Below are 14,389 nucleotides of genomic sequence, written 5' to 3'. Positions count from 1 at the left end.
CAAGCTTGCTAGTTACTTGTTTCCATCGATATCGGTTTTTTTAGGGGTGACTGTCGATGGTGACATAGGAGTAGATTGAGCGTCGGGCTGCTGCTGAAGATTAGGCTCTTCAGTGACAGCTTTATTTCCTATGTTGTCATCCTGACTTGTCATTCTCTTCTGAGGACCCCCACTTCCGGAATGTCTTGACGAAGGGCCGCGACGTTGACCGCCACGAGATCCTCGACGTGAACGTCCGCCTCTGGATCGAGATTGCTGACCGCCACCGCTACCGGCAGCACCAGCACCGCCGCGGCGTTTTTGTCCACCTCGATGATGGTGGCGAGCGCCGCCAGAGGGTTTGCCATAGCGAGATGTTCGTTGCTCTTGAGAATGCGATTGTCTGTCTCCAGTGTTTACAGGACGTTTAGCAACCGATTTAGATGTAGCCGGTGTTGGTACTTGCCCTTCATTGCCAAACATTTTCGACATGAGTCGTTTAAATAATCCGACATTGGCTTGTTTGCGCGGTGCCGGTGATGGTGGTGTCGTGGTTAAAAATTGCTGGATGATGGGTTCAACCACGGGTGCTTTGGTAATCTGCTTTTTAGTCGATTCTGTTTTTAGTGATTTTGCTAATTTATAGCTTGGTGTCCCTTTGCTGTGTTCTAAATTAGAGGGATCAATTTTAATTTGCTTGAATTGATATTGCGGTGATTCCAAATATTGATTCGGAATAATAGTGATTTTCACCTGACAATGGCTTTCAATTTCTTTCAGCAAATCACGTTTTTCATTAATTAAATATGTGGCTGCATCAACAGGCAATTGCACTTGGAAATGCAAATTTTTTGCTTTAGCAGCTTGCTCTTGAATCAAATGAATGATCGATAATCCCAGCGATTCAATGCTGCGAATAGAACCTTGACCATTGCAGCGCGGACACGGAATCTGGCTGGATTTAGTGAGAGATGTACGCAAACGTTGGCGTGACATTTCTAATAATCCAAACCGTGAAATACGACCGATTTGAATACGAGCACGATCCTGGCGAAGCGCATTTCTTAAGCAGTTTTCAACTTCGCGTTGATTGCGCATGGGGGTCATGTCGATAAAATCAATCACGACTAATCCACCGATGTCACGAATTCGTAATTGACGAGCGATTTCTTCGGCGGCTTCTAAGTTAGTTTGCAATGCAGTTTCTTCGATATTGCCACCGCGCGTTGCACGAGCGGAGTTGATATCGATTGCGACCAGCGCTTCAGAATGATCGATAACCACCGATCCACCTGAGGGTAATCGCACTTCACGTTGATACGCATTTTCAATTTGCTGTTCGATTTGAAATCGGCTGAATAATGGCAACTTGTCACGATAGAGCTTTAGTCGATCTGCAAAATTGGGGCGAACTTGATTAATGTAGTGCCGGGCACGTTCATAGGCTTGTGGTTCATCGACGATGATTTCTTCGATATCTTGTCGTAAATAATCACGAATCGCGCGGATGATCACGTCGCTTTCTTGATGGATTAAATAAGGGCCTGGTTTTGCAACGGCAGCCTGTTTGATAGCTTCCCAATAGCGCAGTAGGACATCGAGATCCCATTTTAATTCTTCGGGAGATTTACCCACCCCGGCTGTTCGCACGATGACGCCCATGCCTTCAGGCAAGTTGAGCTGATTAATCGTATCGCGCAAGTGATCGCGATCATCACCTTCGATACGGCGAGAAATACCGCCTGCGCGTGGATTATTTGGCATTAATACTAAAAATGAACCGGCTAAACTGATAAAGGTTGTTAGCGCAGCACCTTTTGTACCGCGTTCCTCTTTATCTACTTGGACGACGAGTTCTTGGCCGAGTTTGAGAATTTTATGAATATCGGGTTCGAATTCATCCGTATCTTGTAAAAAATATTCACGAGAAACTTCTTTTAGCGGTAAAAAACCGTGCCGCTCACTGCCATAATTAACAAATACCGCTCCCAGACTGGGTTCGATACTGGTGGTAATACCTTTATAGATGTTGGATTTTTTTTGTTCTTGGCCGGGGATTTCAATATCTAGGTCGATTAATTGTGCGTCACATGTGACCGCAAATCGCAGCTCATCTGGCTGAGTTGCGTTTATCAGCATTCTTCTCATTTTTAAAAACCTGTTTGTTCTAGGCGCTCAACCACAATTTAGGCTTGCGGGTTCGCCGGATCTTCTGTTCCGATTTTTCTACCCTTGCCCACTTTAGGCTTGGGAGCGCGTGTTTAAACCAAAATTCTGTTTTGTGGCGCTATTTCTTGTGAGTATAACCTCGATATCATAGGGTGTGTGCGCCAACCGTTTTATTTCATTACTGCCATGATATCATGGGCATTTTCACACTCTAACTCAGCGGTGAATATATCAGGCTTTGGTGATTTCATCAATCATTTAAGTAGTCTAATAACCGCAATATATCAGCAATATATTGATTATAGGTGAATTTTGAAGACGAGTCTAGTAACCATCGATGAAGAAGTAGTTGGGCAACGCCTTGATAATTTTTTGATTAGGCACTTGAAAGGGGTCCCGAAGGCGAGGATTTATCGTGCCTTGCGAAAAGGTGAGGTGCGTGTTAATAAGGGCCGCGTCAAACAAGACTATCGCCTGCAGCAGGGGGACCAGGTTCGCATTCCGCCGTTGCGTGTGTCCGAACCGACCCAAGCGCCTAAGCCACATGCTGGCATGGCAAGTATGCTGGAGCAGCGTATTTTGTATGAAGATGCATCGCTTCTGATCATGGCGAAGCCAGCCGGTATGCCGGTTCATGGGGGCAGCGGTATCAGTATGGGATTGATCGAGGCGCTGCGGGCTATTCGACCGAAACAAAAACTGTTGGAATTGGTCCATCGGTTAGATCGCGATACCTCGGGTTGTTTGCTCATTGCCAAAAAACGTGCATTGCTTGTGGCGCTTCATGAGTTGTTGACCCATCGTAAGGTCGTCAAACAATATTTGGCTTTGGTAAAAGGCCATTGGCCTGATGATGTAAAAGAGGTCAACGAACCATTACGAAAAAATATTCTGCGTAGTGGAGAGCGAATAGTGACCGTCACTGATGAGGGAAAGCCAGCGGCGACGAAATTTCGAGTGTTGAAAAAATATAAAAATGCCACTTTGGTTGAAGCAAAACCGTTAACCGGACGTACCCATCAAATTCGGGTTCATGCGGCTGTCATGGGTCATCCGATTGCAGGTGATGAAAAATATGGCGATGCAGAATTTAATAAACGAATGCGTCATCTCGGTTTGAAGCGATTATTTTTACATGCGGCGGGGATTCGGTTTAAGTTGCCAGATCAAAATATCAATGTTTGTAACGCATTAGATGAGGATCTGATTCGCGCTATCACGAGGTTACAGTCAGAAAAAGTTTAATTACAATTTACATGGTTTTGTAAAATTAAACAGATATGGAGATATCGATGAAAAAACTTTTATCTGGCTTTTCCGGTTCTATTTTATTGTCGTTGGGGTTTAGTATTTATGCCTCAATTCCAATAACCTTCATCAACGAAAGTAAAACAGTTACCCGAGCAACAGGTGCTGTGTATCACGACATAGATTATAAATATAAAGACGTGTTAAGAGAGGTGTATTTTGATCAGGGTGTCCCCAATAAACAAACGATTGATTTAGACATTACCAAAAAAACGCAATTGTTTTTTAATTTTATTTTTGATGGTCATGATAATCCTTATTGTGGTGAATTAATCTCACCTTACTCAGGTTGGACTTCCTACGAAATCGTCCTTTATGATGACCCGCCTTACGGGCCGCAGTGTGAAGTTATTCCTCACTTGTAATATCCCGCCGGAGGAGCATCGCCTCCGGCGTTATTTTAAATTAACAGATTGTGCACATTGCAAGAAATGCGCTATAAGCTTATGATTAATAGGAGGGGTGACTCTCGAAATCTATTTTCAGCTAATGGAATAGCATTTCAATTGCTGGAGACAAGGTGGGCGTTCCGTTTCAACCAGTAATTGAAATTGAAAAAATGTTTGGAGTAATCAATAGCGGTTCAAGATGAGCGACACCGTCAAAATACCTGCGACAACGCGTGTTTATGCTATTGCGGATATGCATGGCAGAGCGGATTTACTGGCACGATTGTTGCGTGCGATTAGTAAGGACGCAGCGTCACATACAGACCAGCGGCGGATACTGATCACCCTGGGTGATTACATCGATCGCGGGGCTAATTCGAATAAAGTTATTGAAACGTTAATTGAGTTACCACTAGAAGATTTCGAAGCCAAGCATCTGAAAGGCAACCACGAAGAAATGTTGTTGGATTTTTTAGATGATCCGCTTCGTGAGGGGGTGCTCTGGCTGAGTAATGGCGGCTGGGCGACGCTCATTAGTTACGGATTAAAAGTCTCCGACTTGCCAGAGGACGTTGAAGACCTGCCTGTCGTGCGTGATAAATTATTAGCTGTGATGCCAAAAGAGCATTTATCATTTTTTAAATCGTTAAGATTGTTTTATCAGTTGGGGGATTATTATTTTGTGCATGCGGGTGTTCGTCCTGGTGTTGCGCTAGATAAGCAAAAAGAAGACGATTTACTGTGGATACGCGATGAATTTCTTTTTTCCGATAAAGATTTTGGGAAAGTGGTGGTGCATGGCCACAGCATTTCTCGAGAACCCAAAGAATTAAAAAATCGTATTGGTTTAGATACCGGTGCGTTTCATACGGGTACGATGACCTGTCTTGTGCTAAATGGCGAAGAGCGTTATTTTTTGCAAGTGAAAGAGGGTGTGCCACAGCCGATTAAACTCCAATCATGATGCGCAAACATGAGACTTTTCGGTTAATCGCGTTTAAGTAGTTTTAATAACGCATCAACGCTTCTTGTGTTTAGAATATCTTGTTTTTCTATCCAACCACGTCTGGCAATATCCACGCCAAACTGCATATTTCTAAAATGATTCACGCTGTGTGAATCCGTTGAAATCACCAGCTTCACACCCATCTCTTTTGCCATGCGTGCGTGTACATCGTCTAAATCCATGCGCTCAGGTTGGGCATTAATTTCCATAGCGCAACCGCGTTCTTTAGCGGCTATCATGATCTTTTCAATGTCGATCTCGTAAGGATCGCGTCGTTGAATGAGACGCCCAAAGGGGTGTGCAAAAATATTAAAATACGGGTTGTCCATGGCGTGAAGAATGCGGTCGGTTTGTTTTTTTCGAGTTAGATCGAATTTATAGTGCACTGAGCAGACAGTGAGATCGAGTTCTTTTAATATGTCATTCGGTAAATCTAGACTGCCATCTTCTAATATATCAACCTCAGTGGATTTCAATACACGAAACCCTTTTAGTTTTTCATTGAGTTTGTCAATGGCTTTGATTTGCTGCGACAAACGCTTTTTATCTAAACCACGTGCAACTGTTAAATGCTTGGAGTGGTCGGTAATGGCAATGTATTCATAACCAAATTCTTGTGCGGCTTTTACCATGTCTTCCAAAGAAGACTGCCCATCGGTTTCTTTAGTATGACAGTGTAAATCACCACGAATGTCTTTTAAGATGATTAGCTTCGGTAATTGATGTTTTAATCCGGCCTCGATTTCACCCCGATTTTCTCGTAATTCAGGTTCGATATAGGGTAGGCCCACCGTGGCATAAACTTCTTTTTCATTTTTTCCAGCGATGCGTTTCGTGCCTTTGAATACACCGTATTCATTAATTTTTAATTTCTTTTTTACGGCCATTTTTCGAATGGTAATATTATGAGATTTAGAGCCGGTAAAATAATGCAATGCTGCGCCATAACTCACGCTCGGTACCACGCGTAAATCGACTTGAATGCCGGACCGTAAAAAAACAGTTGATCGTGTTGTGCCATGGGAAGCAACATGTGCTACTTCTTCGTATTTAATAAAGCGCTCGATAATGGGAGCACCTTTATTAGATACGGCCAAAATGTCCAGATCTCCAACGGTTTCTTTACGCCGACGAAAACTGCCCGCAACGATGACATTTTTAACTCCTGGCACTTTTTTCAGAAATTCTACCAAAGAAACTGCATAAGGTTCTGCTTCTGCTAAACGCGTGCGCTGCTTTCCCCCATCAATGCGTTTTATACCTGCTAAAATAAGTGATTCTGTTTTTTTACCAAAACCTTCAAGTTCGGCGATTTTTCCATGATCGATGGCTTGTTTTAAATCATCCAGATTTTTAATGTGTAATTTGTCGTGTAATGCTTTAACGCGTTTCGGACCTAAGCCTTCGATCATCAATAAATCAACGAGCGCTTCTGGTGTGTGTTTCTCTAGTTTTTCGAGTTGGGGTAATTTTCCTGTTTTGACAATAATTTTTATTTTTTCGGCGAGCGCTTCTCCGATACCCGGAAATTCAGTGAGGTCTTGTCCTTCTTTCAGAAGGTCAGAGACATTTTGTGGTAAATCATTAATGAATCGTGCAGCAGTGCGGTAGGCTCGAATGCGAAAAGGGTTTTCGCCTTCGATTTCCAGCAAGTCTGCCAGCTTATTTAACATGGCAGCAATTTCGGCGTTGTGAACCGGCATTAGCGTTCCTCTACCAAACAACTATAGGCTATTATGGTGTGCTCATTCATAAACTAAAAAAAAATTAGGGTATCGCCATGTTTTGAGATAGGCTATATTTACCTATAACAACGCTCATGTAAGGGGTATACTGTAATGCATAAATACTTGGTCATTGCCGTATTAGTGCTTTTTCCATTCGTGTCGTATGCTGTGGCGAATAATAACCATCAAAATAATAACACGTCGCAACAAATGACAGGAAAAAAATTGATGGAATACTGTACTCATTTCACTCAGCGCGTGGAACAAGGTGAAGCGAGCGAAGAAAAAATTCATGCTTACTACTGTCTGGGATTCATTGGGGGTGCCGTAGAATCGCAACACTTTATTTCTTTTTACGATGCAGTTGCGGATAAAAACTATCGTAAAGATATGTCTGCCAAAGAATTCAATGAATTAATGCGGAAATATCGTTTGTTTTGTTTGCCTAAAGATATTTATTTTAGAGATTTGGTTCCCGTCATTGTAGATTTTGGGAAAAAACATCCTGAACTCCTAAATTATCCGGCAGGTGTATTGCTGTACAGCGCGCTGCGTCACAAAGATCCTTGTAAATAGATATGAACTTATGGAAGTAAGGTGAGTTCGCCTCTGATGTTTTCTTGCAGTTTTTTTTTGATTTCATTTGTGGTGAAATTACAGCTAAACAAATAATATAATTTGCAAATCGTGGCTTCAAGCGTCATATCATTAGCGCTAATAACGCCAACTTCCAACAATGCTTTCCCATTCGCGTAAGAATGCATCTTAACGCGACCATGCAGGCATTGTGTGCAGTTGACTACGATGATGTTTTGCTCATTAGCTTTTTCTAAGATGCGATATAACTCCTTATCTGCCGGTGCATTCCCTGAGCCGTAAGTTTCGATAACCAGAGCTTGTAATGGCTTGCTTAATAAATTATGCATGAATTTAAGTGACATGCCTGGAAACAAACTAATGCTGCCGATGCAGGGAAAAGTTATTTTTTGAAAATGAGTTTTTTTCGTTGGCATGGGTAGTAATTTATTGTGACGAATCTTAATGGTCGTGGCAACTTCACCTAGGGGATTGAAATTCGGTGAGTCAAATGCAGTATAACTGGTGGCGCTAATTTTTTTAGCACGATTGCCTCGGAGTAATTTATTGTTGAAAAATAAACAGACTTCAGGAATTTCATAATGACTTGCCATGTATAAAGCATTAATGACATTTTCACGTGCATCGGTAGTTACATGGCCCATGGGCACTTGAGAGCCGGTGACAATAATGGGCTTGGTTAAGTTTTCAAACATAAACGAAAGTGCTGAGGTCGTGTAAGCCATCGTATCAGTGCCGTGCAACACGATAAAGCCGTCATACTTATCGTAATGATTAATGATGTCTTCACCAATCATCGTCCACAATGCAGGGGTTGCATCTGCCGAGTCGATCAGTGGTTCATACTCATGGAGCGTGTAGGTTGGCATGTCGGGGTGCTTGAGCTCAGACATTTCGCTTAATAATCGGGTGAGTAAGCCAGGCTGGGGTTGGTATCCTTTGGCGGTTTTTTCCATGCCAATGGTGCCCCCAGTGTAAATAATATAGATGTGCTTGTTGGTATTCATCCTTGACTAACTATAGCTGAGATTTTTATTCAATCCCGAGGTTTGACACCCCTGGTAGATATCGCTAACATGGCCTCTTTGCAGGGGATGGTATTATCTTGAGCGAGCAATTACCATTAGAAATCAATCCCTTTGCCTTGGTTAACCAAGGGGTTGAATTGAAGGGGGAGATGGCCGTTGCAGGGTTCAGACGGTTGGCTGAGCTGTTGGCGAGCTCAGAAGGTGTTGTTCAAGTTCAGCTCAAATTTGCTCGGGACGAGTATGGACCGCCCTATATCAAGGGGCAGGTGTCCGCAACCTTAAGACTTGTTTGTCAACGTTGTGGAGAACCGGTCAGCTGTGATATAAACGTAAAACCTTGCTTGAGCCCGGTCGTCAGTGATTCCCAAGCAGCAAGCTTGCCGAAGGAATATGACCCATTGGTGACCCATGGTGAGCCAGTTTTATTGGCTGAAATTGTTGAAGAAGAATTATTGCTCAGCATACCGATGTTTCCAAAACATCGACCCGGGGAATGTCCAGTTGATATCCCCAGTGAAATATAAGTTAGGTGTGGAGTACAAAGAATGGCAGTACAAAAAAGTCGTAAAACAAGATCAAGACGCGGTATGCGTCGTTCGCATGACGCATTAAGTGGGTCATGCTTATCTAAAGATCCTATGACGGGTGAAACGCATCGTCGTCATCACATCAGCCCCGATGGCTATTATAAAGGTCGTCAGGTGTTGGTTGTTGAAGAGTCTTATGACGACGAAGAGTAATTCCTCGATGTTGAAAATAATTGCATTGGATGCGATGGGTGGAGATCACGGCCCTAAAGTTGTCGTGCCTTCTGCTATGCGCGTTTTAAAAGATCACCCCGATCTCAAATTAATTCTCGTGGGTAAACAAGAAGAGCTTGAGCCGTTGCTTCGAGAGCAGGGAAAATCTTTAGCTGATCGCTGGGAAATTCATCATGCCTCCGAAGTTATTGCGATGGATGAATCACCATCCACTGCGATGCGCACTAAAAAAGACTCTTCGATGCGTGTGGCGATTAATTTGGTGAAAGAAGGGAAAGCGCAGGCTTGCGTTAGTGCGGGTAATACAGGCGCATTGATGGCAACGGCACGTTATGTATTAAAAACGCTGCCGGGTATTGATCGACCCGCCATCATTGCCACATTTCCTACGAAAACGAATCAAGAAGTACGCGTGCTTGATCTAGGTGCCAACATCGATTCTAGCCCTGAAAATTTATATCAATTTGCCGTGATGGGTTCTGTCTTGGCTTCAGCGGTAGATAATATTCCAAATCCAAAAGTGGGTTTGTTAAATGTGGGTGAAGAAGAAATTAAAGGAAATGAACTCGTTAAAAAAGCCACCGAATTATTTGAAAAAAGTGAAGTCATTAATTACATTGGCTACGTTGAAGGTAACACGATTTTTGATTGCATCGCAGACATTGTTGTTTGTGATGGATTCGTCGGTAATATCACTTTAAAAGCATGCGAAGGTATTGCTGAATTAGTCGGAATTTATGCGCGCGAAGCGTTTAAATCCGCTTGGTGGACAAAGCTTGCAGCACTGCCAGCAGTTCCGATATTAAAACGACTGATTCGTCGTATTGATCCTGAGCGTCACAATGGTGCGAGTTTAATTGGATTAAATGGCATTGTAGTTAAAAGCCACGGTAGTGCAAATGTTGTTGCATTTGCTTATGCTATTGAAGAAGCAATTTTAGAAGTTGAAAAAAATATTCCGCAACGCATCAAAGAAAAAGTGAGCAGCCTATTAGAGGAGTCGCCAGCAAAATGACCTATTCTCGTATTCAGGGAACGGGAGGCTATATTCCGGAACAAATTCTAAGTAACGATGACTTAGAAAAAATGGTTGAGACGTCTGATGAATGGATTATGAAACGCGTGGGAGTGCGTGGACGCCATATCGTCGGAAACAGTACGGATAACAGCACCACCATGGCAGTCGAAGCAGCAAAGCGTGCACTAGAAGCTGCTGAAATGGATCCACAAGAAATTGGGATGATTGTCGTCGGCACCGCAACACCCGAATATTATTTCCCGAGTACTGCTTGTTTAATACAAAGGCATTTAAATATTAAACAAGATATTCCTGCATTTGATTTAAACGCAGCGTGTGCTGGTTTTATTTATGGTTTAAGTGTTGCAGATAAATATATTCAAAGTGGTGCAGTAAAAACAGCTCTGGTTATCGGCAGTGAATCGTTAACAAAACTGGTGGATTGGAAGGATCGCAGCACATGCATTTTATTTGGTGATGGTGCGGGAGCAGTGATTCTAAAGGCCGATGAAGAACCCGGTATTTTAAGCACGTTGATTCACGCCAATGGAAGTTATAGTGATTTAATCACATCCCATAATCCGATATGGAATCCAGGGGCCCCTTATCATTTACAAATGCGTGGGAATGAAGTTTTTAAAATTGCTGTTAAAAAACTGGGTGAAATCGTCGATGAGACGGTTCAAAAAAGCGGGCTTGAGCAATCAGATATCGATTGGTTGATTCCGCATCAGGCGAATATGCGTATTATTGCAGCAATGGCTAAACGTTTAGACTTACCGCTTGAGCGAGTGATTCTCACCATTGAAGAGCATGGTAATACATCGGCAGCCTCCATTCCGTTGGCGCTTGATCAAGCCGTGAGAGGGGGGAAAATCAAACGCGGTGATACGCTTCTACTGGAAGCCTTTGGTGCTGGATTGGCGTGGGGATCTGCTTTATTAAAGTTCTAGCAACAGTTAAGGGGTAACATTATGTCTTTTAGTGGTAAAACCGCCTTGGTTACAGGAGCTACACGTGGATTAGGTCGGGTCATTGCGCTTGAGCTGGGCAAGCAGGGCGCTACTGTTGTGGGTACCGCAACGACGAAAGAAGGTGCCCAAAAGATCACAGATATGCTCAAGGCAGAAGGGCTAAAGGGTGCAGGATATGCACTCCAGGTTCAAAATACCGAGGCCATTGCCGATACGCTAAGCGCAATTCAGGAGGCATTTTCTGCGCCGGAAATCCTGGTTAATAATGCCGGCATTACCCGCGATAACATCATTTTAAGAATGAAGCCTGAGCAGTGGAATGAGGTAATCAACGTCAATCTTAATGCCGTTTTCCATCTCACCAAGGCTTGTTTGAAGCCGATGGTGAAAGCACGCTGGGGCAGAATTATTAATATCACTTCCGTCGTAGGGGTGATGGGCAACTTCGGGCAAGCCAACTATGTAGCGGCTAAAGCTGGGTTGATAGGTTTTAGCAAATCAGTTGCCAAGGAGCTTGTAGGCTATGGGATTACCGTCAATTGCGTGGCACCAGGTTTTATGGAGACTGAGATGACCGATGATTTGTCAGACAAGCATCGAGAGGCTATCTTAGCTCAAATTCCCATGAAACGTATGGGACAGGCGGAAGATATCGCCCATGCGGTCGCTTTTCTAGCTTCAGATCAGGCTACATATATCACTGGTGAAACATTGCATGTCAATGGCGGAATGTGTATGGTATAGCGTTCAGAATTCGCGGAGGGTGCATGTATCTACTTGAATACCCTCTGCAACGTGTTATTATTTGTCGAGTCAACATTATTATTTAGAGGGGAACAGCAATCATGGCAGCAACAGTCGAAGAACGAGTCAAGAAGATTGTCGTTGAGCAATTGGGTATCAAATTAGAGGAGGCCACTAATGACGCATCTTTTGTAGATGATCTCGGTGCTGATTCCTTGGATACCGTAGAATTAGTCATGGCTTTAGAAGAAGAATTCAATACTGAAATACCTGACGAAGAAGCAGAGAAAATCACCACAATTCAAGAAGCGATTGATTACATCAAAGCTCATTCTGCTAGTGAATCTACCAGCGAATAATCACGATCCCATTAATACCTGATCTGTACTGAGGAGCAATGGTTTTGGGTAATAGACGCGTTGTCATTACTGGTTTAGGGGCGGTGACTCCATTAGGAAACACCGTTCCTGAAACTTGGGAGGCTATTTTAGCCGGTCGAAGTGGTATCGGAACTATTACACGTTTTGATGCCTCTAATCTTACGACACGTATTGGTGGAGAAGTTAAAAACTTTGATCCGAGCCTTTCGTTAAACCACAAAGAAGCCCGCAAAACGGATATTTTCGTTCAATTTGCGGCAGAGGCGAGTCGTCAAGCGCTCGAAGATTCTGGTCTTAAAATTGATGAAAGCAATGACTTTCGTGCCGGCGTTGCAATTGGTTCCGGTATCGGTGGCCTACCATGGATTGAAAGAAATTATCATTCATTATTAGAAAACGGTCCTCGAAAAATATCACCGTTTTTTATTCCCGGCGCTATTATTAATATGGCTTCCGGCATTGTTTCCATGAAAAATTCCCTGAAAGGGCCAAACATTTCAATCGTAACGGCCTGCACAACAGGGTTACACAATATCGGCCATGCTGCGCGGATGATTCAACATAACGATGCGGATATCATGGTAGCGGGTGGCACCGAAATGGCTACATCACCGCTAGGTGTTGGTGGATTTGCCGCGGTGCGTGCCTTATCGCGCCGAAATGATGATCCCGAAAAAGCGAGTCGCCCTTGGGACAAAGATCGCGACGGATTTGTTTTGGGTGAAGGTGCTGGGGTTGTCGTGTTAGAAGAATATGAATATGCCAAAAAACGCGGTGCTCATATTTATGCTGAAGTGATTGGCTTTGGTATGAGTGGTGATGCGTATCATATGACTGCACCGGAACCTAATGGTCAAGGTTTCTGCACCGCGATGAGAAATACCATTAAGGATGCCGGTATTGCACTTGAAGACATTGACTATATTAATGCCCACGGTACTTCAACACCTGCCGCCGATCATATTGAGGCCTTGGCAATCAAAAAGATACTGGGAGATTACGCTTATGAAATTCCTGTCAGTTCTACTAAATCGATGACGGGGCATTTATTGGGAGCTGCCGGCTCCGTGGAAGCTATTTTCTCTGTATTAGCAATTCGAGATAATGTAGCACCTCCGACAATCAATTTAGAGAATCCTGATACAGACTGCGACCTTAATTTTGTGCCACATCAGGCGCAAGAACGAAAGATTAATATCGTCTTATCCAATTCATTTGGATTTGGTGGTACTAATGGGAGTATATTGCTTAGGAGGATTTAGTATAAAAAAAATCGTAATTTTTGCCTCAGTTATTATCGTTCTGATAATAGGCCTATGGTTCGCAGTAATTTGGCACAGTTTGATTTACACACCATTATTGCATGGACAGCAAAAATCCATATCGGTTAAAGTTCTCCCCGGTACGGGTATTCATGCATTAGCACGAAAACTACACGAAACCGGTTTGATACACCATCCGCGTCTATTTATTTTATTAGCAAAACTGACTGGCGATGCACCCAAAATGAAAGCGGGTGAATATCAAATTACACCCAAGATGACCGCGCCTGACTTATTAGCCAATATCGTTGCTGGGAAAGTGATGCAACGCAGTATCACTTTTATAGAGGGTTGGACATTCCGTCAAATGAGACAACTGCTTGATGAAAACACGCATATTAAACACACTATTACTTATTTAAGCGGTGCGCAAATCATGGCAACGCTGGGTCATCCTGAGCAGCAATATCCCGAGGGACTGTTTTTCCCCGACACGTATTTTTTTACGTGGGGCAGCTCAGACATTGATGTTCTGAAACAAGCCTATGACAAAATGCAAACTATATTGCAGCAGCAATGGCAACAGCGTTCAAATGATTTACCCTATAAAAACGCTTATCAAGCACTCATTGTCGCTTCACTAATTGAAAAAGAAACGGCTTTACCGCAAGAGCGTCGGTTAATTTCAGGTGTTATTGTACGTCGTTTGAAAAAACGCATGCGTTTGCAAGTGGATCCTACCGTTTTATACGGGCTAGGGCGACCCTATGGGAGCGTTATCACAGAAGGGGATTTAGCATTATATACACCCTATAATACGTATCAACGTTATGGATTACCGCCCACACCCATTGATATGCCAAGTGAAGCTTCTATCATAGCAGCGTTGCATCCCTCACCTGGGGATGCGCTATATTATGTTTCACGCGGCGATGGCAGCCATGAATTTTCAGCGACTTATCAAGAGCACCGCAAAGCCGTTGAGAAATATTTACAACGAGAGCCAGCAAACACTGGTAGTTCAAATCACATCAGGTAAACTATTGC

The 14,389-nt window shown here is 43.3% G+C and carries 15 protein-coding genes; 12 read left to right on the top strand and 3 right to left on the bottom strand.

What is annotated here, in order from left to right; genetic code table 11:
• Positions 1–12: 12 nt before the first annotated feature.
• On the bottom strand, positions 13–2,127 hold the full coding sequence (locus tag ACJMKR_RS05950; RefSeq protein ID WP_423062289.1) for an Rne/Rng family ribonuclease: 2,115 nt from the start codon (positions 2,125–2,127) through the stop codon (positions 13–15).
• Between the two features lie 333 nt (positions 2,128–2,460).
• On the opposite strand from ACJMKR_RS05950, the gene rluC reads away from it, so the two are divergent.
• The 3 genes from rluC to ACJMKR_RS05935 all read left to right on the top strand — a co-directional run bounded on the left by rluC (position 2,461) and on the right by ACJMKR_RS05935 (position 4,809).
• Positions 2,461–3,393 (top strand): 23S rRNA pseudouridine(955/2504/2580) synthase RluC, encoded by a 933-nt coding sequence (gene rluC, locus ACJMKR_RS05945; RefSeq protein ID WP_423062288.1) that lies wholly within the window; start codon positions 2,461–2,463, stop codon positions 3,391–3,393.
• Between the two features lie 47 nt (positions 3,394–3,440).
• A complete protein-coding gene (locus ACJMKR_RS05940) occupies positions 3,441–3,821 on the top strand; it encodes a hypothetical protein (protein ID WP_423062287.1) in 381 nt (126 codons plus the stop codon).
• A gap of 223 nt (positions 3,822–4,044) precedes the next feature.
• Positions 4,045–4,809: a metallophosphoesterase family protein gene (locus ACJMKR_RS05935; RefSeq protein ID WP_423062286.1), complete on the top strand. Its 765-nt coding sequence runs from the start codon at positions 4,045–4,047 to the stop codon at positions 4,807–4,809.
• 23 nt (positions 4,810–4,832) lie between these two features.
• Here the strand turns inward: ACJMKR_RS05935 and polX are convergent, their stop codons facing one another.
• The gene (polX, locus tag ACJMKR_RS05930; protein ID WP_423062285.1) at positions 4,833–6,554 is read right to left on the bottom strand and encodes a DNA polymerase/3'-5' exonuclease PolX; all 1,722 of its coding nucleotides are present in this window, start codon (positions 6,552–6,554) and stop codon (positions 4,833–4,835) included.
• 234 nt (positions 6,555–6,788) lie between these two features.
• On the opposite strand from polX, the gene ACJMKR_RS05925 reads away from it, so the two are divergent.
• Entirely contained in the window at positions 6,789–7,154 is a 366-nt protein-coding gene (locus ACJMKR_RS05925) for a Rap1a/Tai family immunity protein (RefSeq protein WP_423062284.1), read from the top strand.
• Between the two features lie 8 nt (positions 7,155–7,162).
• Here ACJMKR_RS05925 and ansA read toward each other — a convergent pair whose 3' ends face one another.
• Positions 7,163–8,182 (bottom strand): asparaginase, encoded by a 1,020-nt coding sequence (gene ansA / locus ACJMKR_RS05920; protein WP_423062283.1) that lies wholly within the window; start codon positions 8,180–8,182, stop codon positions 7,163–7,165.
• Positions 8,183–8,280: 98 nt separating this feature from the next.
• Between ansA and ACJMKR_RS05915 the strand changes: the two genes are divergently transcribed.
• The 8 genes from ACJMKR_RS05915 to mltG all read left to right on the top strand — a co-directional run bounded on the left by ACJMKR_RS05915 (position 8,281) and on the right by mltG (position 14,381).
• Positions 8,281–8,727 (top strand): YceD family protein, encoded by a 447-nt coding sequence (locus tag ACJMKR_RS05915; protein ID WP_423062282.1) that lies wholly within the window; start codon positions 8,281–8,283, stop codon positions 8,725–8,727.
• Positions 8,728–8,748: 21 nt separating this feature from the next.
• Positions 8,749–8,943, top strand: coding sequence for a 50S ribosomal protein L32 (gene rpmF, locus ACJMKR_RS05910; RefSeq protein ID WP_423062281.1), 195 nt, complete (start codon positions 8,749–8,751; stop codon positions 8,941–8,943).
• Between the two features lie 7 nt (positions 8,944–8,950).
• Positions 8,951–9,979, top strand: a complete 1,029-nt coding sequence (gene plsX / locus ACJMKR_RS05905; RefSeq protein ID WP_423064197.1) for a phosphate acyltransferase PlsX — start codon at positions 8,951–8,953, stop codon at positions 9,977–9,979.
• A complete protein-coding gene (locus ACJMKR_RS05900) occupies positions 9,976–10,935 on the top strand; it encodes a beta-ketoacyl-ACP synthase III (RefSeq protein ID WP_423062280.1) in 960 nt (319 codons plus the stop codon). The genes plsX and ACJMKR_RS05900 overlap by 4 nt, the downstream gene beginning before the upstream one ends.
• 21 nt (positions 10,936–10,956) lie before the next feature.
• A complete protein-coding gene (fabG, locus tag ACJMKR_RS05895) occupies positions 10,957–11,700 on the top strand; it encodes a 3-oxoacyl-ACP reductase FabG (protein WP_423062279.1) in 744 nt (247 codons plus the stop codon).
• 101 nt (positions 11,701–11,801) lie between these two features.
• A complete protein-coding gene (acpP, locus tag ACJMKR_RS05890) occupies positions 11,802–12,059 on the top strand; it encodes an acyl carrier protein (protein WP_423062278.1) in 258 nt (85 codons plus the stop codon).
• A gap of 44 nt (positions 12,060–12,103) precedes the next feature.
• The gene (fabF, locus tag ACJMKR_RS05885; RefSeq protein WP_423062277.1) at positions 12,104–13,342 is read left to right on the top strand and encodes a beta-ketoacyl-ACP synthase II; all 1,239 of its coding nucleotides are present in this window, start codon (positions 12,104–12,106) and stop codon (positions 13,340–13,342) included.
• Positions 13,314–14,381 (top strand): endolytic transglycosylase MltG, encoded by a 1,068-nt coding sequence (mltG, locus tag ACJMKR_RS05880; RefSeq protein ID WP_423062276.1) that lies wholly within the window; start codon positions 13,314–13,316, stop codon positions 14,379–14,381. The genes fabF and mltG overlap by 29 nt, the downstream gene beginning before the upstream one ends.
• Positions 14,382–14,389: the final 8 nt, after the last annotated feature.

The sequence above is a fragment of the Candidiatus Paracoxiella cheracis genome (assembly GCF_049348705.1).
Classification (GTDB): Bacteria; Pseudomonadota; Gammaproteobacteria; order Coxiellales; family Coxiellaceae; genus Paracoxiella; species Paracoxiella cheracis.
The sequence above is the reverse complement of the archived record's forward strand: the minus strand, read 5'-3'. Positions and strand labels throughout refer to the sequence as shown.